The organism is Agrobacterium sp. S7/73 (assembly GCF_019355535.1).
Taxonomy (GTDB): domain Bacteria; phylum Pseudomonadota; class Alphaproteobacteria; order Rhizobiales; family Rhizobiaceae; genus Agrobacterium; species Agrobacterium tumefaciens.
Genome location: NZ_CP072138.1, coordinates 603,181 through 628,723 on the forward strand (window position 1 = coordinate 603,181; position 25,543 = coordinate 628,723).

The 25,543-nt window shown below is 57.7% G+C and carries 20 protein-coding genes, 2 pseudogenes and 2 riboswitches; of the genes and pseudogenes, 13 read left to right on the forward strand and 9 right to left on the reverse strand.

Annotated features, from left to right (window positions below):
* The first annotated feature begins 309 nt into the window (after window positions 1–309).
* The 6 genes and pseudogenes from J5276_RS27400 to J5276_RS27420 all read left to right on the forward strand — a co-directional run bounded on the left by J5276_RS27400 (window position 310) and on the right by J5276_RS27420 (window position 8,375).
* Entirely contained in the window at window positions 310–1,764 is a 1,455-nt protein-coding gene (locus J5276_RS27400) for an HlyD family secretion protein (protein WP_209159958.1), read from the forward strand.
* Window positions 1,765–1,902: 138 nt separating this feature from the next.
* A complete protein-coding gene (locus tag J5276_RS27405) occupies window positions 1,903–3,870 on the forward strand; it encodes a glycosyltransferase family 2 protein (RefSeq protein WP_209159959.1) in 1,968 nt (655 codons plus the stop codon).
* A 92-nt stretch (window positions 3,871–3,962) separates the two neighbouring features.
* Window positions 3,963–5,243 (forward strand): hypothetical protein, encoded by a 1,281-nt coding sequence (locus tag J5276_RS27410; protein WP_112651529.1) that lies wholly within the window; start codon window positions 3,963–3,965, stop codon window positions 5,241–5,243.
* A gap of 464 nt (window positions 5,244–5,707) precedes the next feature.
* Window positions 5,708–5,835, forward strand: a pseudogene (locus J5276_RS30605) (Fic family protein); the annotation flags it as partial.
* 194 nt (window positions 5,836–6,029) lie between these two features.
* A riboswitch (cobalamin riboswitch) is annotated at window positions 6,030–6,243 on the forward strand.
* Between the two features lie 102 nt (window positions 6,244–6,345).
* Window positions 6,346–7,323, forward strand: coding sequence for a DUF1852 domain-containing protein (locus J5276_RS27415; RefSeq protein WP_209159960.1), 978 nt, complete (start codon window positions 6,346–6,348; stop codon window positions 7,321–7,323).
* 24 nt (window positions 7,324–7,347) lie between these two features.
* Window positions 7,348–8,375: pseudogene (locus J5276_RS27420) on the forward strand (methionine synthase).
* A gap of 352 nt (window positions 8,376–8,727) precedes the next feature.
* Here J5276_RS27420 and J5276_RS27425 read toward each other — a convergent pair.
* On the reverse strand, window positions 8,728–9,825 hold the full coding sequence (locus J5276_RS27425) for a helix-turn-helix domain-containing protein (protein WP_255610361.1): 1,098 nt from the start codon (window positions 9,823–9,825) through the stop codon (window positions 8,728–8,730).
* An 86-nt stretch (window positions 9,826–9,911) separates the two neighbouring features.
* Here J5276_RS27425 and J5276_RS27430 point away from each other — a divergent pair, with 86 nt between their 5' ends.
* The 3 genes from J5276_RS27430 (at window position 9,912) to J5276_RS27440 (ending at window position 12,968) form a co-directional block, all read left to right on the forward strand.
* Window positions 9,912–11,297 (forward strand): LLM class flavin-dependent oxidoreductase, encoded by a 1,386-nt coding sequence (locus J5276_RS27430; RefSeq protein WP_141194238.1) that lies wholly within the window; start codon window positions 9,912–9,914, stop codon window positions 11,295–11,297.
* Window positions 11,298–11,356: 59 nt separating this feature from the next.
* A complete protein-coding gene (locus J5276_RS27435) occupies window positions 11,357–11,863 on the forward strand; it encodes a flavin reductase family protein (RefSeq protein ID WP_076844253.1) in 507 nt (168 codons plus the stop codon).
* A 550-nt stretch (window positions 11,864–12,413) separates the two neighbouring features.
* A complete protein-coding gene (locus J5276_RS27440) occupies window positions 12,414–12,968 on the forward strand; it encodes a peroxiredoxin (RefSeq protein WP_076844251.1) in 555 nt (184 codons plus the stop codon).
* On the opposite strand, the gene J5276_RS27445 is transcribed toward J5276_RS27440, so the two are convergent.
* The 5 genes from J5276_RS27445 to J5276_RS27465 all read right to left on the reverse strand — a co-directional run bounded on the left by J5276_RS27445 (window position 12,958) and on the right by J5276_RS27465 (window position 18,097).
* Complete coding sequence (locus tag J5276_RS27445) at window positions 12,958–13,743, reverse strand: SDR family oxidoreductase (RefSeq protein ID WP_003517095.1); 786 nt, start codon at window positions 13,741–13,743, stop codon at window positions 12,958–12,960. The two genes, J5276_RS27440 and J5276_RS27445, sit on opposite strands and share 11 nt — an antisense overlap.
* Before the next feature lie 29 nt (window positions 13,744–13,772).
* Window positions 13,773–14,726: a sugar-binding transcriptional regulator gene (locus J5276_RS27450; RefSeq protein WP_019565848.1), complete on the reverse strand. Its 954-nt coding sequence runs from the start codon at window positions 14,724–14,726 to the stop codon at window positions 13,773–13,775.
* A gap of 20 nt (window positions 14,727–14,746) precedes the next feature.
* Window positions 14,747–16,216, reverse strand: a complete 1,470-nt coding sequence (locus J5276_RS27455; protein ID WP_076844247.1) for an FGGY family carbohydrate kinase — start codon at window positions 16,214–16,216, stop codon at window positions 14,747–14,749.
* A gap of 115 nt (window positions 16,217–16,331) precedes the next feature.
* Window positions 16,332–17,288: a transketolase family protein gene (locus J5276_RS27460; protein ID WP_003517089.1), complete on the reverse strand. Its 957-nt coding sequence runs from the start codon at window positions 17,286–17,288 to the stop codon at window positions 16,332–16,334.
* Window positions 17,288–18,097, reverse strand: coding sequence for a transketolase (locus tag J5276_RS27465; RefSeq protein WP_076844245.1), 810 nt, complete (start codon window positions 18,095–18,097; stop codon window positions 17,288–17,290). Before J5276_RS27465 ends, J5276_RS27460 begins: the two co-directional genes overlap by 1 nt.
* Window positions 18,098–18,534: 437 nt before the next feature.
* Here J5276_RS27465 and J5276_RS27470 point away from each other — a divergent pair, with 437 nt between their 5' ends.
* From J5276_RS27470 to J5276_RS27485, 4 genes are all read left to right on the forward strand, one after another.
* Window positions 18,535–19,515 carry an ABC transporter permease gene (locus J5276_RS27470; protein WP_003517084.1) on the forward strand — a complete coding sequence of 327 codons (981 nt, stop codon included), beginning with the start codon at window positions 18,535–18,537 and terminating at the stop codon, window positions 19,513–19,515.
* A 132-nt stretch (window positions 19,516–19,647) separates the two neighbouring features.
* Window positions 19,648–20,577 (forward strand): sugar ABC transporter substrate-binding protein, encoded by a 930-nt coding sequence (locus J5276_RS27475; RefSeq protein WP_035200837.1) that lies wholly within the window; start codon window positions 19,648–19,650, stop codon window positions 20,575–20,577.
* 120 nt (window positions 20,578–20,697) lie between these two features.
* Window positions 20,698–22,176 (forward strand): sugar ABC transporter ATP-binding protein, encoded by a 1,479-nt coding sequence (locus tag J5276_RS27480; protein WP_035200836.1) that lies wholly within the window; start codon window positions 20,698–20,700, stop codon window positions 22,174–22,176.
* 14 nt (window positions 22,177–22,190) lie between these two features.
* Window positions 22,191–22,979, forward strand: coding sequence for an SDR family oxidoreductase (locus J5276_RS27485; RefSeq protein WP_003517081.1), 789 nt, complete (start codon window positions 22,191–22,193; stop codon window positions 22,977–22,979).
* A gap of 121 nt (window positions 22,980–23,100) precedes the next feature.
* Here J5276_RS27485 and ribB read toward each other — a convergent pair whose 3' ends face one another.
* The 3 genes from ribB to J5276_RS27500 all read right to left on the reverse strand — a co-directional run bounded on the left by ribB (window position 23,101) and on the right by J5276_RS27500 (window position 25,500).
* Window positions 23,101–23,742, reverse strand: coding sequence for a 3,4-dihydroxy-2-butanone-4-phosphate synthase (ribB, locus tag J5276_RS27490; protein ID WP_035200834.1), 642 nt, complete (start codon window positions 23,740–23,742; stop codon window positions 23,101–23,103).
* A gap of 119 nt (window positions 23,743–23,861) precedes the next feature.
* A riboswitch (FMN riboswitch) is annotated at window positions 23,862–24,011 on the reverse strand.
* A gap of 666 nt (window positions 24,012–24,677) precedes the next feature.
* On the reverse strand, window positions 24,678–25,004 hold the full coding sequence (locus J5276_RS27495; RefSeq protein WP_152025778.1) for a hypothetical protein: 327 nt from the start codon (window positions 25,002–25,004) through the stop codon (window positions 24,678–24,680).
* Window positions 25,005–25,110: 106 nt separating this feature from the next.
* Window positions 25,111–25,500, reverse strand: a complete 390-nt coding sequence (locus J5276_RS27500; protein ID WP_112191867.1) for a DUF302 domain-containing protein — start codon at window positions 25,498–25,500, stop codon at window positions 25,111–25,113.
* Between the last annotated feature and the right edge of the window lie 43 nt (window positions 25,501–25,543).

The window sequence follows — 25,543 nt, forward strand, 5'->3', positions numbered from 1 at the left end:
CCAGACTCGTGCCGCTGCCTTGGGCAAGCGGATGCTTCTATAGGTTGCAACCTGGGCGGCCGGGTGAGAGCCCGCATAGTAACCAGATGCCATTTAAAAGGCACAGCTGATACGAAACGATTGAAATTTAGCTCTGTAGTTTTTCGTGGACGAGTTTTTGCGACTTCAACGCTGGCAGATGCCTATGATTTAGGCGATATCGAAAAATTTATTAATGCAATCTTAACGATGTTGCGTCGCAAAAAAACTTGGTGAACTATTTTAATACTGCGGGAGGAAAGGCTGTTCAACAAAACAGGAGTTGATATCATGCTGTTCCGCAATAGAGACAAAGAAGTGCGCCAAAGTGCGTCGGTGAAGCTGGCCTCCTATACTGTCCTTGGCGTTGTCGCCACGGTGTTTTCATCTTCTGTGTTTCCGCCGGTCTTCACATCCCAGACGAACCGCGCCCTCATCAATGCACCAGTCATTCCGCTGACGACACCGATCAGCGGTGTGGTAAAGATATCCGACAAGAACGGTAAGGCTGCTATTGAAAACGACAAGGTCGACAATACCACGCTCATCGGCCTGAAGGTGCAATTGGCAGCACTCGATAATGAACTTCGCCAGAAGAACGGAATTATTGGCGACTATGCAAACCGCATCGACGATTTGAACAGGGATCTTGCCAGTCAGCAGACGGCGTTACTGCAAAGAACCGAGTCTGACCTACAGGCAGCCAATGCAGCCTTGCAGATGGTGACCTATTCGACCCGAATTGCAAAAGCGGAAGCCACGCGAAAACAGAAGCTGATGGCGAAGGGGATGTATTCTGGAATCGGAGAGGATATAGCGGACACAATACAACTTGAAGATACAAAGCTGCAAGCTGCCAAAGTCGCCGTTGACAAACTCACCAAGGAAATGAACTTCGCGCGCCAAGGCATCTATATCGGCTCCGATTTGCAATCGCTGCAAAATCTTCAGCAGGAAATTCGCACACGGTCCGCAGATCTGCTGCAGATCCGGATGCAGATGACCACCATGCAGACGCGCAAAAGCGAGCTCGAAACGCTGGCATCGGCGGAGAGCGCACGTATTGAAAGGCTGACCCGCGCCGATCTTTCCATTCCACCGGGCACAACGCTCTACAAGCCCGTGGCTGCGACCGGCCGTGAAGTGGTTGCAGGCGACACGCTGGCGGAGGCGCTTGACTGCCGCAACGCTTTCGTCGTGGCGATTTTTTCAGAGCGTCAGGCACAGGCGCTTTCCGTCGGTTCTCGGGTGAAGGTGAGTTCCGATGCCTGGGCGGAAGAATCCGATGGGGTGGTGGAGCGCCTGGTGCCGCGTACTACCGAACGTGTCGACCTTGATTATGCCGTGCCCTTTCCACCAACAGAGCGGCGAGAGCTCTACGCCTATATTCGCATGGACAGCAGGGCACAGGAAAAATTGACCGAGAACGGCGCCTGTTCGGTCGGCACGTGGGTAAGTGTGAGCCTGCCGCGCGAGTGGCTCGGCAAAACCCGGAACTATGTGCATGAAGCATCAGCCAGCCTGTTCCAGTTTGCAAAGACCTCCGTCAGCGAATTGCCGGATGTCAGGCAGGCCGCATGGGCACTGATCGAAACGTCGCGTGATACGCTATCCGCACACACTGGTATCGAGTGGCCACAACAGCGGCCGGACGTGCCTGGCCGGGCACATCAGCCCGATATCATCACCCAGCACCCTTTCGGCAATACGGATGCCACCGGAAAGGCACCGCGCACCCAATCCTGACACCCGCATGGATTGGACGGGCCCCTGCGGGAGTGCGACGCAAACCCGCAGGGCGACCCACCACCTGTTTAAGACACTCGAAGCAACCTCATTCACGCGCGGCGTGCCGCGCGCCTGACCAACCATGAGGATAAGTCGATGTATTTCAGCCCTGATGGCGATGTTCAGTCGGTACTCTACGTCAATCTTGTCATCGCCCTTTGCGCGATCCTGTTTACCATACTGGCCGACCCGCGCAGGGTCCTGGACCGGTTGGCCTTCAGTGCGATTATGCTGCTGTCTCTTGGCCTTTACATATTTTGGCGCGCCACCGATACGCTGCCACCCTTCGAGCTTTCTCTGGAGACTGCCTGGAATTACATTTATTTCACCTTCGAGCTGATCTCCGTTCTTTACGCCATCGGCTCGATCCTGATCCTGACGAGGCGGACGGACTGGTCTTTTCTGGCTGATAGAGGGGAAGCCGCGATTGCAAATAATTCCGATGCGCCACTCGTCGACGTCTTTATCTGCACCTACAACGAACCTTTGAATGTCCTTGAGAAGTCGGTTATCGCGGCCCAGGCCATGCAATATCCGCAGCTTCGTGTTTTTGTCTGCGACGACACGCGCAGGCCGGAAGTGCGGGACTATTGCGAGACGGTCGGCGTCAATTATGTGACGCGCCCGGACAATAGACATGCCAAGGCGGGAAATCTGAACAATGCACTTGAACACACCAATGCGCTGCCACAGGTTTCCGATTTCATCATGGTTCTGGATGCGGACTTCGCGCCACAGGCCAACTTCCTTCGTCGCGTAACCGGTCTTTTCGCCGATCCCAAGGTAGCGGTTGTGCAGACACCGCAATTTTACTTTAATTGCGACCCAATCCAGCACAACCTCGGCATCCGCAATTCCTTCGTCGATGATCAACGTGTATTCTTTGATGTATTCCAGCCGGCCAAGGACGCGGTCGGTTGCGCTTTCTGCGTCGGGACGAGTTTTGTCGTGCGGCGTGCGGCGGTCAACGAGCTCGGCGGGTTTCCGCATGATGCACTTTCCGAAGATATGCTGCTGACCTACCGCCTGATGGAGCGAGGTTACGTCACACGCTGGCTCAACGAAAAACTCAGTGTCGGTCTATCGGCTGAGGGCCTGCCAGAATATATCACGCAACGCACGCGGTGGTGCCTGGGCACCATTCAGATCGGCCTTCTGCGGACGGGACCATTGTGGCGTGGCAAGTTCACGCTGACACAAAGGCTGCATTATCTGCACGGGCTGTTTTGCTGGCTGTCGAAGCCTTTCATTCTCTGCCTGTTGCTGGCACCATCGATCTACTGGCTGACAGGCGTTTCCGCCCTCCAGGCCGACGAGCTGATGTTCATGAAATTTGGACTGTCGTCACTGGCTTTGTTTTGGGCCTACTCCACCTGGATATCGGGAAAACGCACCCTACCGCTGTTCACCGAAGTGACGCATGCGCTGACCGCTGTTCCCATCACCATCACCTTGTTTCAGGCTATGCGCAAACCCTTCGGACGTCCCTTTAAAGTCACGGAGAAAGGTGGTGACCGGTCACAGGTGCGCATTCATGGGCCTACAGCGCTATTTTTCGCAATCGTCACCGTCACCTCCGCGGTTTCAGTTCTGCTCGCCGTTTACGCATGGGACGCCCCTGTAGAATTTTCGGCGCGAGATTGTCTCAACCTCATCTGGTCGGCGGTCGCTATGGTGATTGCCTTCACCAGCCTCATCTGCTGCATTGAATTACCACGTGTCGACAAGGAAGAGCCGATCGGCGTGGATCTCGAAGGCCGTTTGCAATGCGCAAGCGAGGTGAAGGCGGTACGGATCGTGGCGCTTTCGACCGAAACCGCGACCCTGGCGGATTTCAACCGGTCTTACGCCGAGGCAGAGTCCCTGTACGTGCCCGAGGTGGGCTGGCTGCAGATCGATGCAACGAAAGTCTCGCAAACGCCCGGCAAATTCACTCTCACCCCTACTGCCGACCAGCATCGTGCAATCTTGAGGCTGCTTTTCCGCAATGCGCCCGAAAATGTCGCGGAACAGGGCGACCTCCTGAAGTCCATGCAGATGTTTCTCGCAAGGGCCTTCAGCTAAGACAATTCGCGCCAAACCCGGGGCCGTGCTCGACGTAAATCGCAAGCTAGAGGCGGGGTTATTTGGAAAAGCGCGCACCAAATGGGAAACTCATGTCTGTCAAATCGATCATCGCGACAGTTCTCATGACCTGCTTCACAACAGGAGTGGTCGCTGCTGGCGATGGGCGCACCGGTTCCGGATCAGTTCGCGACCGCCTTGCTGTTAGTTTGTGTGCGGGTCTCGTTGGGAAGATGGACAAATCCACCACCCCCTTCGTATTTCGGAGCTTTGAGCCTGCACCGGGCGGTAAAGCGCTTGATCCCGCTCTTTCAAATGCGGGTTTCACCTATGACAATGCCCTGGCGACGATCGCCCTTTTTTCCTGTGGCAACGATACCGAGGCAAAAAGGGTTGCCGATGCGCTGCTGCTCGCCGTCAACAACGATCGCTATTATAGCGATGGCCGCCTGCGCAACGCCTACCGTTCCGGCCCCGTTGCGAACGAAAATGATGCTATGCTTTTGCCCGGTTTCTGGAGTGAGGCCAGCAAGACGTGGGTCGAGGATGACTATCAGGTCGGCAGCGCGACGGGCAATCTGGCCTGGGCGGCACTTGCGCTTCTTACAGCCGGTGAACGATCAAGCAATCCGTCCTATGTACAGGCTGCGACCAAACTCATGCGCTGGATCGATGCGCATACGGCGGGCGTCCGCGATATCGGCTACACAGGTGGCACATTCGGTCATGAGCCTGCACCGGCAAAACTCGAGTGGAAATCGACGGAACATAATCTCGATGTATATGCCGTTGCGGGTTGGCTCGCCGAAATTGAGGGAGCGCGCGCCTGGCAGGCGATGCGGGACAAAACACGCAAATTTCTTGATGCGATGTGGAATGAGCAGCAGGGACGGTTTTACGTCGGCAGCCAACCCGGAAGCGACACACCCAACTCGAGCCAGTCCGGAATAGATTCCGAGCTCTGGCCCATTCTCGCCGTGCCGGAGTTTCGGGGCCGCAGTGGGCGTGTTCTGCATTGGGTTGATCGGCATTATGCGGTTGCGGGAGGTTTTGATTTTAACGACGATCGGGATGGTGTGTGGCTGGAAGGTACGGCCCAGGCCGCGCTGACATTTCAGCAGGTCGGCGATGCCGAGCGGGCCGAGGCACTGCTTGCCACCATCGCCGCACAAATATCTCCCGATAACCTGATCTACGCGACAGTCGGGGACGAACTGACGACCGGGCTGATGATCGGGCCGACCTCGACATTTGCCGACTTCAAATATTTCAGGTTGCCGCATGTTGGCGCCACTGCCTGGGCAATCCTTGCAGCGAAAGGCTGGAACCCTTTTCTTCGAAAAAGCGGTTGTATTCGTCTTTGTGAGGGATAACTGTCCGTCTCGGCGGCAGCAGGAGGATATTGCTCCAGGCCGTTGCGCCGGAGATTGGAAACGGGGACGCATGACGCTGCTGAAAGCGGCGAAAAGCGTGAAACCGTAACGTTGACTGCCGACTAGCAGTTCCAGTGATTCAAGCCTGACGGTACGATTAACGAAGCCGAATACCGCCCACTGCCAGACCTGTCAGATGCCCGGTGCGGATCGGAACTTCCTGTGCACCTTCAACGACATGGGGCGGTTCGAAGGCCCGAGCACAAATTCGGCGGTGCTGATGCGGATACGCGTCCGTGATGTTATCGGCCCGCAATTTAAGGGTGCTTGCCTTCGCTCATTCGCTATTTAATTCAAACGCCGATTCCTTTATTAGCGCTGCGCCGGCACAGTAGGGCATGTTCGAATAGCATCCCAACCTCCGGCGAGGCCGCTTCAATGAAACGCCTGTGGCAGGCGAAATCATGCGCGCCTTCTAGCTGCCCCAATTGCCTCCTGAACCGTCGATCGACGTACTGGCTCTTCTGGAGCGACTAAGTCTGGCGGAACGCGCTCTGGGCGCCTAGACGGTATCACCAGGCTGCTCCCGCGCTAGGAACTATTCGTGGTGTGGTCTGATCCTTTCAACTGCGTGGAGCGAGACGTTTGCCACGGACAGGTCCGCGTATGTGAGAATCGCCTGACAACGCCGAATGCAACCTACTCGGTCGGAACCGACAATGGAAACGTAGACTTAAGGACATAAAGATATCGTTATATGATGTTGACCGATGACGTGGCTTACAATATGGTCGCCACGCCTAAGGTTCCCCAGTCGTTGCACGCAACGTGCCGGGGCTAAGAGGGAAGTCGGTGCTCCGTGTCATGCGGAAAAGCCGACGCTGCCCCCGCAACTGTAAGCGGCGAGCTGAAGTCCAACATGTCACTGGTTTACCCCGGGAAGACGGACGGAAGTGATGATCCGTGAGCCAGGAGACCTGCCTTTGGTGAAATAACGTCCACGGGCGGGGTGTCCCAGTGTGCCGTAGCAAAGGCTGCATTGTCGCGGCCTGTCTTGCTATGCGTCCGCAGACCCATGCCCCCAACTTTATAGGGGCACAACATGTCTCAGACCTGCATTTCTACGATCACGAGCGTACCCTTCGATGAGGACTATCGTCCTTCAGAAAATACGCGCATCACCACCAATTTCGCCAATCTGGCCAGGGGCAAAAAGCGGCAGGAAAACCTGCGCAATGTCATGCGCATGATCGACAGCCGCTTCAACGCCCTCGCTCACTGGGATAATCCCAAATCGGACCGATACTCGGTAGAGTTGGAGATCATTTCGGTCGACATGAGCTTCGATGTCGCAGGTGAAAAATTTCCCCTCATCGAGATACTGAAGACGACGATCATCGATCACAAAACCAGTGAACGTATCGACGGCATTGTGGGGAATAACTTCTCCTCCTATGTGCGAGACTACGACTTCAGCATTGTGCTGCCGGAGCATAACAAGAGCGTTCCTGCCTTCAGCATTCCGGCCGACTTCGGCGACCTGCATGGAAACCTGTTCAAGTCTTTTCTGCGGTCGGATGCCTACCGCTCGCACTTTCGCAAGCCGCCGGTCATTTGCATCAGCGCCTCGACCAGCAAGACCTATTACCGGACCGAAAATCATCACCCCGTGATGGGCGTCGAATACCGGCAGAATGGGTTCTCGTCCACCGACCAGTATTTCGGGAAAATGGGATTGCAGGTTCGCTACTTCATGCCTGCAGGCAGCGTTGCGCCGTTGGCCTTCTACTTTGTTGGGGACTTGCTGGGCGACTACTCCAATATTGAGCTAATCGGCGTCATCAGCACGATGGAAACGTTTCAGAGAATTTATCGTCCCGAAATCTACAATGCGAACGCAGCAGCCGGGACATTTTATCAGCCCAACCTGAAGCACCAGGACTATTCGCTGACCAGGGTCATTTACGATCGCGACGAACGAAATCGCTTGGCGGTGGATCAGGGTAAGTTCACCGAAAAACACTTCATCAAGCCATACCGCGCCGTCCTTGAGCAATTGTTTGCTCACCGCCCCGCCTGAGCATCACTTAGAAGAGGTCCCATCGTGAAGAAACTTCTCCCCACATCGACCGCTGGCAGCCTGCCGAAACCCTCCTGGCTTGCGCAGCCCGAAAAACTGTGGTCGCCCTGGAAGCTGGAGGGCGAGGAATTACTGGAAGGCAAGAGAGATGCCCTGCGCCTTTCACTGGACGATCAGCAACAGGCCGGCATCGACATCGTCAGTGATGGCGAGCAAACACGCCAACATTTCGTCACGACTTTCATCGAGCACCTCGACGGGGTCGATTTTGCAAAACGCGAGACAGTCAGAATTCGCGATCGCTACGATGCGAGTGTCCCGACAGTCGTCGGCGCCGTGTCTCGCCAGAAGTCCGTGTTCGTCGAAGACGCCAAGTTTTTGCGCCAGCAGACCAAGCAACCCATCAAATGGGCTTTGCCGGGTCCGATGACGATGATCGATACTCTCTTTGACGGCCATTATAAGAGCCGTGAAAAGCTTGCTTGGGAATTTGCCGGGATACTCAACGAGGAAGCAAAGGAATTGGAGGCTGCCGGCGTCGATATCATCCAGTTCGACGAACCTGCGTTCAACGTTTTCTTTGACGATGTGAATGACTGGGGTGTCGCCACTTTGGACAGGGCAATTGAAGGGCTGAAGTGCGAGACCGCCGTCCATATCTGCTATGGTTACGGCATAAAGGCCAATACGGATTGGAAAAAGACACTCGGGTCAGAATGGCGGCAGTATGAGGAAAGTCTCCCCAGGCTGCAGAAATCCGGCATCGGTATGATCTCCCTCGAATGCCACAATTCTCATGTCCCAATGGATCTTCTGGAACTTGTTCGAGGTAAGAAAGTGATGGTTGGGGCCATCGATGTGGCAAGCGATACCATCGAAACCCCGGAGGAAGTCGCTGCAACGCTGCGCAAGGCGCTTAAGTTTGTCGACGCAGATAAACTTTGCCCCTGCACCAATTGCGGCATGGCCCCCTTTCTCGTCGTGTGGCAAGAGACAAGCTGAATTCCTTGAGCGCAGGAGCTGAGATCGTCCGAAGAGAGCTCACTGTTTAGTTTTTTGATAGTCTGAACCTGCGGATGGCAGCCGTTCGCCGCCACCGCGCCCATCGCGACAAACGCTGGGAGACTTACGAATGGCTATAGGGTCACGGCGCGGATCATCCTGAAGGCTTCGACGGATGTCCGCCTCTTGGCGCAAAGCTGCCAAGACGGCCTGTTCAAGCCGGCAATTCCGAAGAGCAGGTCGTCCCCAGATTAGAAAATTTACACATTCATTACCACTCAACTGAGGATTTGATGGTTTTGATCCTGTCGAGGGTTAAGACAAGTCGCCGGCCGCGGTAATTCCGTCGCTATCCACCGTCCACGAACCCGTCTACGTCAAACGGGTGCTGCTTGCTTTGCACTACTGCACTCGATATTCGCGTGGCGCGACACCGAACTGGTTCCGAAACGATCGGCTGAAATGCGAGAGGTCATTGAATCCCCATCGGAAAGCGATCTCTCCAATAGAGCTGCCACGTTTGGTACGCAGATCGTCCGCGCATTTTTGCAACCTTTGCCGAAGCAAGAACTGGCTAAATGTCTCGCCGCTGTCTTCCAGCAGTCGGTGAACATAGCGAACCGAAATGCGGAAATGATCGGCTGCCTTCGCCGGTGTCAGTGCCGGGTCTGCCGCATGCGAAGTGATGTAGTTGATTAGGGAAAAAGCGAGCTGATTGCGCAATGTCCCCCTCGCTCGGTCTCCCTCGCGATCGGATACGCCGAGAACCAGCGCAACCAGTTCCACCAGATGGTTGGTGATGGATAAGGACGCGGCGGCGTCGAGATGCTCGGCATTCATCGCAATCGATGACAGATAGTCGGTCGCAAGACCCGCAAGTGGAGCACTGCTGCTTATTTTAGTGGCCATCAGTCTGTCGGGTTGCTTCAGAAGAGGCTGCAGAATTGCCTTGGGAATGCGGAACGAATGCTGGGTCCAACTGTCGCTGCAGTAATCGTTGATATATGGCTCGGTCGAATCGACGATCGAGAAATCACCGTGCTGCAAGAGCGCTTCCCTGCCGTTCTGCATCATCCGGCAGTGACCTTCCACTTGTAGATTGAGGAAGTACACCTGTTCTGGCATTCGGCTGATTTCCTGCCTACGGCGATGAATTTTTTGCCTGCTCGACGAAATTGTCGTGACGTTGATCGAGTTTAGCAGCTTGGCACGAACGTGGCCGAAAAACGGGGCATGGCCTTCTGTTGTCGAGTTCAAAGCGACGTATTCCTGGCAGAGCACCTCTTTCCAGAAAGGGAAACGGTCCTTTTGCGGCAATTCGGTTGCGTTCCAGACAGTCATTTCCAGCGCCTCCGTCAGCGACGATTGTCGCAATGATGACGCAAAAAACATGCCAAGCAATCTTCGTCTGCTGGCACGATCGACCCGAACCGGGGTCATTCCGCAGTCTTCGGGCATGAAGATGATGAATGCCTTTATGGCCAGTGTCACTTTGCGCACAAAAACTGTTCACTGTGAGCCAAGACGCATGTTGCGTTGCGGCATAGGCTTGTTTCCGGGAACAAAGACAACAAACAGGAGAAGCTATGCGCAAGCGTCTGATATTCAATTGCTTTACCATGAACGTCCCTTCGCACATCTACCACGGGACGTGGCGGCATCCGAAAAATGAGCTGGCCAATTTCAACGATTTCGCGACATGGGCAAACCTCGTCAAGAAGCTGGAGCAGGGCAAATTCGACGCCATCTTCTTTGCCGATATCCTGGGTATCGATCCCGCCTATGACGGAAAGTGGGATGCATACTTCCAGCAAGGCCTTCACATGCCTTGCAACGACACCTTCACGCTCTGCGCTGCTCTGGCGGGCGTGACGACGGATCTGGGGCTTGTCTTTACGAGTTCTCTTCTTTCCGAACACCCATTCGCGTTTGCCAAGAAGGCATCGACCCTCGATCACATCAGCGGTGGCCGCATCGGCTGGAACATCGTCACGAGCGTGACCGACAACGCTGCACGGAATTTCGGTTTCGACAAGATCGTTCCCCACGATCAGCGCTATGACTGGGCGGATGAGTATATGGACGTGCTTTATAAGCTCTGGGAGGGTTCCTGGGACGCAGATGCAATGATTGCGGACAGGGAAAGCGGCGTCTTCAGCGACCATACCAAGGTGCACCGCATCAACCATCAGGGTGAGCGCTACAGGGTGCAGGGGCCGCATCTCGTCAGCCCCTCGCCACAGCGCACGCCGATGTTATATCAGGCCGGCGCCTCGAAGCGCGGAAGCAAGTTTGCGGCGCAGCATGCCGAAGGGACATTCGTGCTCTATCCAAATGTGAACGGAGCCCGTATCGGCATCGCCGGCACCAAGCAAGTGGCCAGCCAGGCAGGGCGGGGCCCTGACGATCTCAAGTTCATCCAGGGACTGTCCTTCGTTGTCGGCAGCACGATGGAGGAAGCAGAACGCAAGGCGAGGGAAATTGACGAATGGGTCAGCTATGAGGGTCTGGCCGCACATGTCAGCCGCGACATGGGAGTCGATCTTTCACACATGGAGCCTGACAAGCCGATCGACGAGTCGGGTCTGGATGGATTGCAGGGTTATGCCCGTATGATCGAGATGGGCAAGCCCGAGGGCGAGAAGGCGACTGTCAAGGATCTGGCAAACGCGCTCTCCTACAATTGTCGTATCGTGGGAACTCCCGAATCCATCGCGGATGAATTGGAGCAGTGGCAGGATGCCGGTGTCGATGGCATTAACATGATATGCCAACTTCACCCTGACACGTTCGTCGATTTTATCGATCACGTCACGCCGGTACTTCAACAACGCGGTCTTGCGCAAAGCGAATATGCGGAAGGAACGCTCCGCGAAAAGCTTTTCGGGCGGGGATCGCTTCTCCCTGAAAATCATCCTGGCGCTTCCTATCGAAGCGCATTTAGCGGGCAGTCCCTCGACGCTGCCGAGTAAGGCATCACGGACCCGGCTTTGTCCGGGTCCTCGTTTGTCCCTCATCCATGGATGGAAAAATGTTGGTAAATACTCTAACGCGAGCGGATGCACTGAGTTTCAAAGATGCCATGGCGATGATGGCAGCTGCGGTGCAGGTTGTGACAACAGACGGCAGCGCAGGACGTGCAGGCCTGACCGTCACCGCAGCTTGCTCAGTCTGCCAGGAGCCGCCAAGGCTGCTGGTCTGCGTGAATACCAAGGCATCGGCGCACGCGGCCATTCTAGACAATGGGCGGCTAAGCCTGAACCTCCTTTCGAGCGAGCATAGTGAAATCGCTGGGGCGTTTGGTGGAAGAGTGCCGCCAGAGAAGCGCTTCGAACTGGGAGAATGGACATCGGACGAACTGGGGCAGCCCTTGCTCGAAGGCGCATGCGCGCATTTCAGCTGTTCAGTTCACGAGGTGCTTCAATCGGGAACGCACACGATATTTGTGTGTGACGTTCATTTCGCGAAGGGCAATAAGGGTCGCTCTCCTCTCCTGTATTTCGATCGCAATATGACCACGCTGCTGCAATTTGCATAGCGCCGCACAAAGCATGTATTGATTGGCCGTTGGCCTGTGTCTTCCCAATCGCACGGAGATCTCTCATCCTGACCGGCATCATCCGTGCGATTGCAAGCTTACCGTGCGCTTTGCCACACATTGCCCCTTCGGCCATGTCAGCGTGGTCGATCTGAACCTCCGGCGGGCGACTATATTCGTCGTTCGACTGGCGGGCACCCTGCTGGCGTAAATGATAACTTTGAGGGCGATAGGTCTACAGTAGTACGATCAACGGTTCGGTTCTGTTCAAGGCGTTCAGGCATTGCGAGAGTGCGAATTCGGTATCGACGCAGGCAAGGTTCAGCGGGAAAATTAGTTTCCGTTTTATCGGCTGCCGCCATCTCTATCGGTCAGAGACTTGGCAATCGGTGACTTTGTCAAATCGAATGAAGGCGTGGCGTTCGTATTCCATCAAGGCTGAAGGCGCGAATCGCTACGGCAGCTTTGCACCTGCGCACAAGACATTGCGGTAGTATGAAAATCGGCTAACTTCGCAACGTCGACAGACAGGAAGAGCAACGAGGTGGCAATGATTGAACCCGGCGGGGATGAGCAATTAGTTACCCCACGTGACGACGGAGCAGCCAGGCATTTACCCGGGATGGAGTTGCCTGGCATTTGTTTGGCTGCGACGGATGGCACGACCGTCGATCTGCGTGAGCCGGGGTTAACCGTGGTCTATGCTTACCCCTGGACAAGCCCGCCCGGAGGAAAGGCGATTGACGGATGGGACGCAATACCCGGCGCGAGGGGATGTACACCACAGTCCTGTGCCTTCCGTGATCATTTCGCTGAACTGAAGGCATTGGGAGCAACGCGTCTGTTTGGCCTTTCTACGCAGACCACGGAGTATCAGCGAGAGGCAGCAGAGCGGCTTCACCTGCCGTTTCCTCTGCTTTCCGATCATTCACTCCTTCTGGTGTCAGCCCTTCGCCTTCCAACTTTCCAGGCTGGAGGCCTGACACTGCTCAAGAGGCTCACGATGATTATCGAAACGGGCGTTATCAAGCATGTCTTTTACCCGGTCCATCCGCCAGAGAAGAACGCAGATGCCGTCATCGATTGGTTGAGTGCTACGACATGATCAGCCCGCCATCGACATTAATTGTCTGGCCGGTGATGTAGGCCGCATCCTCGGAGGCGAGAAACGCCACCAAGGCTGCCACTTCGGCTGGTGTTCCTGCGCGGCGCATTGGAATGTTGCGCACCCATTCGGCCATGAGTTCGCCGGGCTTGTAGTCACCGAGCATCTGGCCCCAGACTCGGTCGTTATAATCCCACATTTCGGTGTGGATGATGCCGGGGCAAATGGCGTTGACGGTGATGCCTTCGGGCGCCAGTTCCTTTGCCAGACTTTGCGTGAGGCCGACGACGCCGAATTTTGAAGCGGCGTAGTGGGGGGTATAGATAAATCCCTGACGGGCCTGGCCGGAGGCGGTGTTAACCAGGCGGCCCTTGGTGCCACTTGCGCGGAAGCGGCGGATCGCTTCCTGGCAGCACAGGAACGCGCCCTTGGTGTTGACATCGAGGTTGAAATCCCACTGTTCCTGCGTCAGCTCCTCGATCTTGGAGATGGTGATGACGCCGGCGTTCTGGACGGAGATGGAAAGGGGACCGATTGCCTCTTCGGCTGCGCCATAGGCCTCGCGCACCGCCGCCGCATCCCGCACATCGAGGATCACGCCATGGGTGACTGAGCCGGTTTCGTCCGCCAGCTTTTTGGCGGCGTCATTGGTGTCCTTGTCGACAGAGGCGATGGCGACTTTCGCACCTTCCTCGGCAAAACGGCGGGCGATGCCGTAACCGATGCCCTTGTTGCCTCCAGTCACGAATACGGATTGACCTTCAAAGCGCCTCATCTCTCCTCCTTATGGGATAATGGCTATGTTTATGTGCCGACCAGTCGTTCGGCGGTGAACTTGTCGGTGACGAGAACATCGATCACGCCGGTTCGGAGCGCGCCGGCGATCGCCTCGGTTTTTTTCGAGCCGCCGGCGAGTGCAATGACGCGGTCGACATTGGAGAGGTTCTCCAGCGGAAGGCCTATGACCCGGTCATCGAGCGGTGTCTTGACGGGCTTGCCGTCCTTGTCGAAGAACCTGAGCGAAATATCGCCCACGGCGCCCGCCTGTGCCAGATCGGCAAGCTCCTTGGCGGAAAAGATATTGCCGGAACGGGCAAGAAGCTCCGATGGCTCGACGGCACCGACACCGACGATGGCGAGCGTGATCGAACCGAAAAGATCGATGGTTTCGCGCACGAAGGGATCGGCCAGCATCAAAAGCTTGGCCTCGCGAGAGGTGGCGACGCCGGGGACCGGCAGCAATTTCGGTTCGGCCTCCGTCAGCCGCGCCAGCCGGGTGGTGATCTGGGTCGCGTGCGTCTGCACGGAAGGATCGCCCATGCCGCCCAGCGTCTGGACGATGTAACGCGCTTTGGCGCCCTTCAGCGGATGGATGTTTTCCACCATCTTGAAGATCGTCTGGCTCCAGCTGGAAACGCCGATGATCTCGTTTTGCGACAGCGTCACCTCGAGAAAATGCGCGGCAGCCTCGCCGATGCGGGCCATGATCGCGCCGTCGCGATCCTCGCTGCAATCGACAACAATGGCTTCCGGCAGATCGAAGCGTTCGCGAAGCTGTGCTTCAAGATCGCTATAGGTACCGGGCGGCGGAATGATGCTGGTGCGCACGATACCTTCCGTTTCGGCACGCTTCAGCATGCGCGAAACGGTGGCCTGCGAAAGATTGAGATGTTCGGCAATCTCCGCCTGCCGCCTGTGCTCGCTGAAATACATCTGCGCCACGCGGGATATCATCCGAAGTTCGTTGATCCTGCCCATAAGCCCTCCAGGGTGAATTTTTATTCACCCTTACCCGACGTCACAGGTAACGTCGAGCGCGCAATCGCGTCGCGCCAGACGGCAAGCCGTTGCCTGCCGTCACCGGACGAAGGCGCGATGGCGTTGCCGTGACTGTTGAGCGCGGCGATGGCGTCGAGATCGCTCCATAGACCGAGGGCGAGGCCGGCAAGATAGGCCGCGCCAAGCGCGGAGGCTTCCGGCGCGTCACGCTGGATGACGGGGTGGTCCAGCATGTCGGCGACGCATTGCATGAGGAAACGGTTCTGGCTCGGCCCGCCATCCACGAAAAGCTGTCCGAAGCCGGAGGGCGACTGCGCGCGCATGGTCGAGAAGACGTCATAAACCTGAAAGGCGATGGAATCGGTAACGGCGCGGGCCATCTGCGCGCGACTTGTGCTGAAATTGATCTGCGAAAACAGCGCGCGGCAATTGGAATCCCAATAGGGCGCGCCGAGGCCGACAAAGGCCGGGACGAAACCGGGGCCATCTGGTTCAGCGGTCGCGGCAAGCTCCACAAGAGATGCGACATCTGGCAGGCCGAGAATGTCCGTCATCCACGGCAGGGAGGCGGCAGACACAAGAATATTGCCCTCGAAGGCGAAAGTCGGCTTGCCGTTAATCCTCCAGGCAACAGTCGTGGTGATGCCGCGCTCTGGCGCGATGAAATGCGGCAGGGTCGTCATCACCGATGAGCCGGTGCCGAACGTCACCTTGCCGTCACCGGGATTGAAGGCGCCGTGGCCGAAGAGGGCGGCGTGGCTGTCGCCGACGGCAGCCAGAATAGGCGTGCCGTCCTTGATGCCGGGAACACCTGATGTCACGCCGAAGTCGCCGCTGCTGTCGCGCGGGTCGGGCAGGGCGTTGATGTCGATGCCAAAAAGGTCACAAAGCTCTTCGCTCCACACCTGCCGGTTGAGATCGAGCACCTGGCTTCGGGCCGCGTTGGAGGCGTCGCAGGCATGCACCTTGCCGCTGGTCAGGCAGTGGATCAGCCAGCTATCGATGGTGCCGAGGCGAAGGCTGCGGCCCTTCGGCGCACGCTCCAACAGCCAGCGCATCTTGGCGCCGGGAAACATCGGGTCAATGGGCAGGCCGGTCAGCGCCATGACACGTTCAGAATGGCCCTTGCCGATGAGATCGGTGCATTCCTGCGCAGTGCGGCGGCATTGCCAGCTCAAGACCGGGCCGAGCGGCTCGCCGGTTTCACCGTCCCAGATCGTCACCGATTCGCGCTGGTTGGAAATGGCGATGGCTTCAATGCTGACGGCAGAGGGTGCCGAAGACAGGCAGGCGGAAATCGCTTCGCGCACCGAGGCCCAGATACGGTTCGGATCCTGCTCCACCCAGCCGGGCTGCGGATAGGTGATGCCGACCGGCGATGAACCGCGCGCCAGCAATTCTCCTGTTTCAGAAACGAGAATGGCCTTGGAATTGGTGGTGCCCTGATCGATGGACAGAATGGCGCGCATCACTTGAGTTCTTTCGTCGGCAGTTTTTTCGTTTCAGCCTTGCGGTGATTAAACGACGATATTGCAAAGGGTGTCGCCGCGCATCCGAAGACACGCGACGACCCTGGGAGGAGACTTACTTTCTCTTGAGCAGCGCTGCTGCAGCCTCCGCGATGGCCGCGGGTGCCATGCCAAACTCATCGAGCAGCCATTCTGCCGAGCCGGTATGGGCAAAGACGCCTGGAACGCCGAGGCGCTTCATCGGCACGGGGGCATGATCGACGACAACTTCGGCGATGGCAGAGCCTAGACCGCCGAAGATCGAATGTTCTTCAGCCGTCAGGATTGCGCCGGTTTCCTTCGCTGCGGCAATGATGGCCGCCTCGTCGATCGGGCGCACGGTTGCCATGTTAAGCACACGCGCCTTGATGCCACGACCGGCCAGAATATCGGCGGCCTTGACGATGCGGTGAGTCAGCGTGCCATTGGCGATCAGCGTTATGTCGGAACCTTCGCGCAGCAGGTTGGCGCGGCCGAGTTCAAAGACGTGGCCGTCAGGCAGAAGGTCCGGCACGCCGACGCGCGACAGGCGCAGGAAGCAGGGGCCGGCATAGTCCGCAGCCCATTTGACGGCGGCGGCCGTTTCGATGCGGTCGCAGGGGGCAATGACCGGCAGGTTCGGCAGAACGCGGGTCCAGGCGAAATCCTCGATCGAGTGATGTGTCGGACCCAGTTCGCCATAGGCCATGCCCGAGGAGATGCCGATGAGCTTCACATTGGCGTTGGAATAGGCGAGGTCTGCCTTGATCTGTTCCAGCGCGCGACCGGTCAGAAAACAGGATGCGCCGCAGACGAAGGGAAGCTGGCCGCCATTGGCAAGGCCGGCGCCGACGCCCACCATGTTCTGTTCGGCAATGCCGACATTGACGAGGCGCTCGGGGAATTTCGACTTGAAGCCGCCGAGCTTCGAGGAGCCGACCGAATCGTTGCAAACGGCCACGACCCTGTCGTTTGCAGCGGCCAGCGCTTCCAGCGTTTCGGCGAAGGCGTCGCGGCAATCATAGAGTTTGGCGGCGGTTACGGGCGCGTTCATTACAATGCCTCCGAAAGTTCTTTGACGGCAATTTCGTATTGTTCCTTGCTTGGAACCTTGTGGTGCCAGTCGACGCGGTCCTGCATGAACGAAATGCCGTGACCCTTATTGGTGTGCGCAACGATGCAATGCGGGCGCTTGCCTCGATGTTCGAGCGCCGGAACGATCTCTTCCATCGCGTTGCCGTTGATTTCGCTCACCTCCCAGCCGAATGCTTCAAGCTTCGGGCGAAGCGGCGCGACGTCGTTGGTTTCCGAGATCGCAGCACCCTGCTGGAAACGGTTATGGTCGATGATAAGCGTCAGATTGTTAAGCTCGAACTGCGCGGCGGACATGATGGCTTCCCAGTTGGAGCCCTCCTGCATCTCGCCATCACCGGTCATGACATAGGTATGGTAATCCGCTCCCGAAAGCTTGGCCGCCTTGGCCATTCCGACGGCAACTGGAAGCCCGTGGCCAAGCGGGCCGGTATTGGTCTCGACCCCCGGCACCTTGTTGCAGTTGGGGTGGCCATTGAGGCGGGAATTGGGTTGCAGGAAGGTCGAGATTTCCTCTTCCGGGATAAAGCCACGTTTGGCGAGCGTCACATAAAGCGCGCAGGCGGTGTGGCCTTTCGACAGCACGAAACGGTCGCGGGCAGGGTTCTTCGGTTCTTCCGGCCAGATGCGCAATACGCGGAAATAAAGGGCGGTCATGATGTCGATCGCCGACATTTCTCCGCCGATATGGCCGGCACCCGCTTCGAAAACAGCCTGGACGTCGCGAAGGCGAATCTGGCGCGCAATGCGCTCTAGCTCTGTGGGCTGCATGGGATCCTCTTCAAAACATGCGTGTGAATATTTATACAGCTGTTTATATAATTGCAGACGTGGCGTTTCTGTCAAGCCGGAATTGTGAATTGTCCTGTTTCAATCCGTGCCGATTATTTCTGCCGCTTCATTTTCACCAATGATGAAGCGCGCCTCCCCGCCTCATTCCTCGGTCCGTAAAAGGAACCTGCTCAGCCTAAGTCCTTTGGCTGAAAGGGCTCTCCTTGCCACGCAGGCGCGCTTGCGCAGGATTCCCGCGATGCGCACCGGAACGGGATGAGAGGCGCAGGTGTGAAGCCATCCCATCACCCGCAAGGCCCGTCCCGCCCTCCAAGCCTATTGACAAGTTTCTCTCAACTGGCTTATGCATGTTTCACCGAGCATGAATAATTATTCTAATCGGTTTAAAAAATGCAAGATAGCCACTTGGAGGAGCCATGTCCGTGCTTGAACGCAATGAGGGGGTTACGCACACCAGAAGCCCGCTTGCCTGGCTAAGCGGTGCGACCGGACCTCTTTTGGGCCTGCTGCTGCTGTGTGTCTTCCTGACCTTCACCAGCGAAAATTTTCTGTCGCTTCGAAACGGTCTCAACATCCTCGACCAGATCACCGTGCTCGGCATCATGGCCGTTGGCATGACCTTCGTCATTCTGCTCGGCGGCATCGATCTGTCCGTCGGTTCGGTGCTGGCGCTGTCTATGATGATCATGGGCTGGACAGCCAATGTCGCGGGCATGCCCATGGGCATGGCCATCATGCTGGCGCTCATCGCATCCGCAGCCTGCGGCCTTGTCGTCGGCGTTCTCGTCACCGCCTTCCGGGTTCCGGCCTTCATCGCGACGCTTGCAATGATGTCGGTGGCGCGCGGCCTTGCCAATATGATCACGGACGGTCAGCAGATCGTCGGTTTTCCTGACTGGTTCATGATGCTGGCCATCGACCGCCATTTCGGCGTGCTGACGGCGACCGTGCTGCTGATGCTGGTCGTTGTTCTGGTATCGTTTCTTTTCCTGCGCTTCCGCTCCGAAGGCCGCACCGTCTATGCGGTTGGCGGCAACCCGGAAGTGGCGCGACTTGCCGGCATCAACGTCGCCCTGGTGACGATCTGCGTCTATGTTGCCTGTGCGGTTCTTGCCGGTCTTGCGGGTATCGTTCTTGCAGCCCGTCTCGACTCGGTGCAGCCCTCCAGCGGTTTTGGCTACGAGCTGGATACGATTGCGGCTGTCGTCATCGGCGGGACCTCGCTTTCGGGCGGTGCCGGCGGCATCGGCGGAACGCTGATCGGCGTGCTCATCATCGGTGTGCTGCGCAACGGCCTCAACCTGCTCAATGTTTCTCCCTTTCTGCAACAGGTCATCATCGGTGTGGTTATCGTGCTGGCCGTGGGCGCTGAAACATTGCGCCGGCGCAGAAGCTGAATTTGCCTGCGGAGGGCGATGAGCCGTCCGCGCAATAGACGACCCTCCCGGTATGGGAGGCGTGAAAAGCGGCCGAAGGGGAGGAGGTTTGATCTGCCCGAAGGTCAAAAATCAACAAATGGAGGAATAATCATGAAATTTTCACGCATTCTGCTGACATCCGCCGCCCTTCTCGCCCTGTCGCTCGGTTCGGCCAGCGCCGCCGAAGTCAAGAAGATCGGCCTTGCCGTTGCCAATCTTCAGGCGAACTTCTTCAACCAGATCAAGCAGGCCGTCGAAGCCGAAGCCAAGACGCGCGGTATCACCGTTGTCACCGTCGATGCCAAGGGCGACGGTCCGACGCAGGTCAACCAGATCCAGGATCTCCTGACGCAGAACATCGACGCGCTGATCTATATTCCGGCTGGTGCCGCTGCGGCGACCGTTCCGGTCAAGCTTGCCAAGGCGGCCGGTGTGCCCGTCATCAACATCGACCGCAATGCCGACGGCGCACCGGGCGATACCTTCCTCGCCACCGATTCCGTCGCTTCCGCCAAGTCGGTCTGCGACTACATCATCAAGCAGGCAAGCGGCTCGGGCAAGATGGTCATCATTCATGGCCAGAAGGGAACGACACCGGAAGTCGACCGCACCAAGGGCTGCATGGAATCGGTCAAGGCCAATTCCGGCGTGAAGATCGTTGCCGAACAGTGGTCCAACATGTGGAGCCAGGATGAAGGCTTCCAGATCATGCAGAACATGCTGCAGGCCAATCCTGATGTTTCCATCGTCTTTGCCCAGGCAGACGGTCTGGCGCTCGGCGCGGCACAGGCGATCAAGGTCGCCAACCCCTCGCAGAAGATCGTCGTTGGCGGCTTCGATGGCGACACGGCAGCGCTTGAGGCGCTGAAGAACGGCGTCTTTGACGTGACAGCGACGCAGCAGACCCAGAAGATGGGCCGCACGGCTGTCGAGATGGCCGTCAAGATCGTCGGCGGCGAGAAGGTTCCGGCCGTGCAACTCTCCGAGGCGACGCTGACGACGAAGGAAAACGTCGACGGCTTCATTGCCAATCATCCCTGATGCATCCGCCCCCGCGCACTCCATCCGGATGCGCGGGGGCGTCATCTGTTCGTTTTCAGGCAATTCGGACGCAAAGCCGTGGCGCATCGCTGCCACGCGTGTTTCCCAGGAGGTCCCGTCATGCGCGAGCCGGTTCTTTCGCTCCGTGGCATCAGCAAACGTTACGGCCCGCTCGAGGTTCTGAAAAGCGTCGATCTCGACGTCTATCCGGGTGAAGTCGTGGCGTTGCTGGGTGAAAACGGGGCGGGCAAGTCCACCCTGTCAGGCATCATCGCCGGTTCCCGCGAGCCGTCCGAAGGAAAGATGACCTGGCTTGGCCAGCCCTATACACCCGCTTCGCCGCGTGAGGCGATAGACAAGGGCATTGTACTCATCCATCAGGAGCTGAAGCTTCTGCCGGAGCTCTCCATCGCTGAAAACGTCTTTATCGGCCGCTGGCCGATGAAGAACGGCATCGTCGACCGCGCCGAAATGGTGCGAAGGGCGCAGCAGCAGCTGGCGCGGCTCAATCTGCATATTCCTGCAACCCGCAAGGTTTCGGGCCTTTCGACCGCGAACCAGCAGCTGATCGAAATCGCCAAGGCGCTGGCGCTCGATGCCAAGCTGCTGATCCTCGACGAGCCGACGGCGGCCCTTGGCGGTGCGGAAACCCAGGCCCTGTTCGAGCAGGTTCGCAAGCTGCGCGCAGAGGGCGTAGGCATCATCTATATTTCCCACCGCATGGAAGAGATCAAGCAGATCACCGACCGCATCGTCGTGCTGCGCGACGGTGAGCGGGTGCATGAATTTGAAGACAGCGCGACACCGGTGCGCACCATCGTCGAAAGCATGGTTGGCCGGTCGTTGGAACGCCTGTTCCCGGCGCTGCCCGAACCGCAGGAAAAAACGGTGCTGGAGGTCAAGGGGCTGACTGGCACGGGCAATTCTTTCCGCGACATCAGTTTCGGCGTCCGTGCAGGCGAAATTCTTGGAATTGCCGGGCTGATCGGCGCGGGGCGTACCGAACTGGTGCGTGCCATTTCCGGTGCCGATCCGACCAGTGCGGGCGAGGTTTTGCTCGATGGACAGGTACTGACGCTGAAAAGCCCGGCGGATGCGATTGCGAAGGGCATCGTCATGGTGCCGGAAGACCGCAAGCTTCAAGGGCTGGTTGTCGAGCATGAGATCGGTGAGAACCTGATCTACGCCAATCTCGACCGTGTCGGCACCGGCTGGATAACGCCTAGCATCAAGCGTGGTTTTACGAAGGAGGCAATTGCCAAATTCGGCGTGAAGGGCCGCAGCGAACAGCCTGCCTCGGATCTGTCCGGCGGCAACCAGCAGAAGGTCGTCATCGCCAAATGGCTTGCACGTAACCCGCGCGTGGTTGTGCTGGACGAGCCGACGCGCGGCATCGATGTCGGCGCGCGGGCTGGCATTTACGATATTATCGTCGGTCTGGCCAAAAGCGGCGTTGCCGTCATCGTCGTCAGTTCCGATCTCGAAGAGGTGCTGGGCGTTTCAAACCGTATCCTCGTTCTTGCACAGGGAAAACAGGCCGGAATCCTCAATCGCGACGAGGCCAACGACGTCTCGGTCATGGAACTGGCAACCATCTGAAGAAGGAAATAGAGATGTCCACCATCACGCTCAACGCGCCGAAACTTTTCGATCTTTCCGGCCAGGTGGCGTTCGTCACCGGTGCCGGTTCCGGCATCGGCCAGCGGATCGCCATGGGGCTTGCCCAGTCCGGTGCCGATGTCGCGCTGCTTGACCGCCGCACCGATGACGGCCTGGCGCAGACGGCCGATTTCATTGCCAGGGCTGGTCGCAAGTCGATCCAGATCGCCGCCGATGTTACCAGCAAGCAGGCGCTGAGCGAAGCGGTAGCACGCACGCAGGCCGAACTCGGTGCTCTCTCGCTTGCCGTCAATGCCGCCGGCATCGCCAACGCCAATCCTGCCGAGGAAATGGAGGAAAGCCAGTTCCAGACGATGATGGACATCAACCTGAAGGGTGTGTTCCTCTCCTGCCAGGCGCAAGCCAATGCCATGCTGAAGAACGGTCGCGGCGCAATCGTCAACATTGCCTCCATGTCCGGCGTCATCGTCAATCGCGGCCTGATGCAGTGCCACTACAATGCATCGAAGGCTGGCGTCATCCACATGTCCAAATCCATGGCGATGGAATGGGTGGGGCGCGGCATCCGCGTCAACACCATCTCGCCGGGTTACACCGCGACGCCGATGAACACGCGGCCGGAAATGGTGCACCAGACGAAACTGTTCGAAGAGCAGACCCCGATGCAGCGCATGGCGGGCGTCGATGAAATGGTCGGCCCGGCAATCTTCCTGCTGTCAGATGCGGCGAGCTTCGTGACGGGCGTGGACCTTTTGGTAGATGGCGGGTTCTGCTGCTGGTAGGGTTTGCGCGGCAGCGCCGCCCGAATTGATGACCACGTGCAAGAGGTAAGGTGGTCTGCCTTTTGATTTTACGCCCGGCTTTCGCCGGGCGTTTTTTATTCACCGCACAGGCGCGTGAAGACTAGGCAACCTGCTTCTGCGCCACTTCCTCGACAACCTCGCCCTTCAGATAGGCAACGAGGTCCTTGATCGTCACGACGAGCAGACCGTGGCGTTCGGCGAAGATTTCGAGCTGGGGCAGGCGGGCCATGGTGCCGTCGTCATTGGCGACTTCGCAGATGGTGCCGCAGGGGTACTTGCCGGCCAGGCGGCACAGATCGACGGCGGCTTCCGTGTGGCCGGTGCGGCCGAGCACGCCTTCAGGGTTGGCGCGTAGCGGGAAGATATGGCCGGGGCGGGCGAAGTCTTCGGGACGCGAGCCTTCCGACACCAGCGCACGCACGGTCTTTGCCCGGTCGGCAGCGGAAATGCCTGTCGTGGTGCCGGGAATATAGTCCACGGAGACGGTGAAGGCTGTCTTAAGGGATTCGGTATTGCGCGACACCATCAGCGGAATGTCGAGCGCGTCGAGGCGCTCTCCCGGCATGGCGACGCAGATCAGCCCGCGCGCATGGTTCATCATGAATGCGATCTGCTGCGGGGTTATGCTGTCGGACGCGGCGATGATATCGCCTTCGTTTTCGCGGTCTTCGTCGTCAACGACAATTACCATCTCGCCACGGGATATGGCTTCGATTGCGTCTTCAATTTTAGCAATGGTCATTTTCTTTCAAGCCTTTCAAGGGTTATGCCGTTTTGCGGCATTTTCGCGCTTCAAGAAGCGCCAAATATCCCTTGGGCGAACAATGCAATGCGAAGCCCGCTGCATGCGGGCGTCTTTTGCCTTGTCCTCTTCCATCCGGACTATACCGTCGGCTCCGGCCTCTCACCGGATCTGCTGACCTTCCGGCTTTGGAGACCGGAAGCGCTCGCGGGCTCCGGGAATATCCCGATACCGCCGGTGGGGAATTACACCCCGCCCTGAGAACATTGCCAACATAAGTTATCAAATGGGGAGGAAGCAAGCGGCAATATTTTGCCAGGCTCCGCGCGCGCGAAACGGATATCCCGATTATATTCGAGACCGGGTATTTCATTTCGGAATAAGAATTATCTGGGCAAGAGACCGGACGGTGGCGGTTATGGGTAGCGCAATTGCAAGTTCGGCGACGAGAAGCATTTGGTAGGCTGCGTCGCGGTCGATCCAAAAGGAAGGCTGTTCAATGAGTTGAGCTGTTCTGAGGAAGCGAACTCGAGGCACTAGATCTTCCAAGTCTTTCAGCGTGCCTTTCCTCGACGAGGATTGATGGTTTCGATCATGTAAAAATCTCGCTCATTATTGGTGAACAAGCAGCTATTGGATTGAGCAATGGCAGCCACGATTGTGTCCAACCCGCTTCGCGGGCTGCCCACTGCCTTTCCTTGCGCCATTAGCTTTTCCCAAATGAGCGCAGCGTCCTTATCAAGTGCAATGTCAAGGCATGATGCCTTATTAGGAAGTTGCGGCCGCTGCAGTTGCGGTTCGTGGATAGGTTACCAGACCCTGTTTTATGCTGGTCGTTACGCCAATCGTTTCCATTCGGGAACCGAGCAATGCATGCGCCTCACGCCGAGCAAGTGAAGGCACTTTTGGTCGCTCACCCTGACGCTCTCATCTTTTCATTCCGTTTCATATTCGGCTTTCGGATGGTAAGTGCTGTCATCACCCGTCTTTCCGGTGTGTCCCCCTTTGGTTTTTTCACTATCAATCTGGTCATTGCTTTGGTCTGGGGGATAGTCGTGACGACCGCCGGCCATTTTTTTGCAAACGCGATCGAAACAGCTTTTGGCCATTTGGGATTCTACCCTGACCTCGTTGTTGCGCTGGTGATCGTTCGGATCGTTTGGGGACTGGTCATTTGTCTCACACAAAACGAGCCAGGACCTCCAGGCCGAGCTGCGTTTGGCGGCAGAAGACAAGCCACGCTGTGCAATCATCCGCAACATCTGGCGTGCCCTGGAGACCTGAGCGCGAAATCGGAGACACCGCCACAAGCCGGGCGCAATCAAGACCCGCTCAGGCAGCCTGCGACAGTGCAGGGGAACCAATGCCTCAGATCGCGGCGACGGCGTCTTGCAGCAGACACCTCACCTGGCCAGCGACCGTCTTGAGGTGGGGATTGTCGATCGCTTGCATCGAGGCGACGGGATCGATGGCGCTGACCATGATGGTCCCTTCCTCCAGCGATCGCACGATCACATTGCAGGGCAGCATGGCGCCGACCCTGGGCTCCATCTTCATCGCCTCAAGCGCCATCATCGGATTGCAGGCGCCGAGAATGAGATAGTCAGCTACATCGACGTCGAGCTTCTTCTTCATTGTCGCTCGCACATCGATTTCGGTTAGCACACCGAATCCTTTGGTCGACAGGGCCTCCCTCGTGGCTGCGACCACAGCGTCAAATGGCATGCCTTTGATTGTCTTATCGAGTGTATAGGCCATGATCTCACTCCCTGGCGACCGGAGCATGCCGATCTTGTTGCCG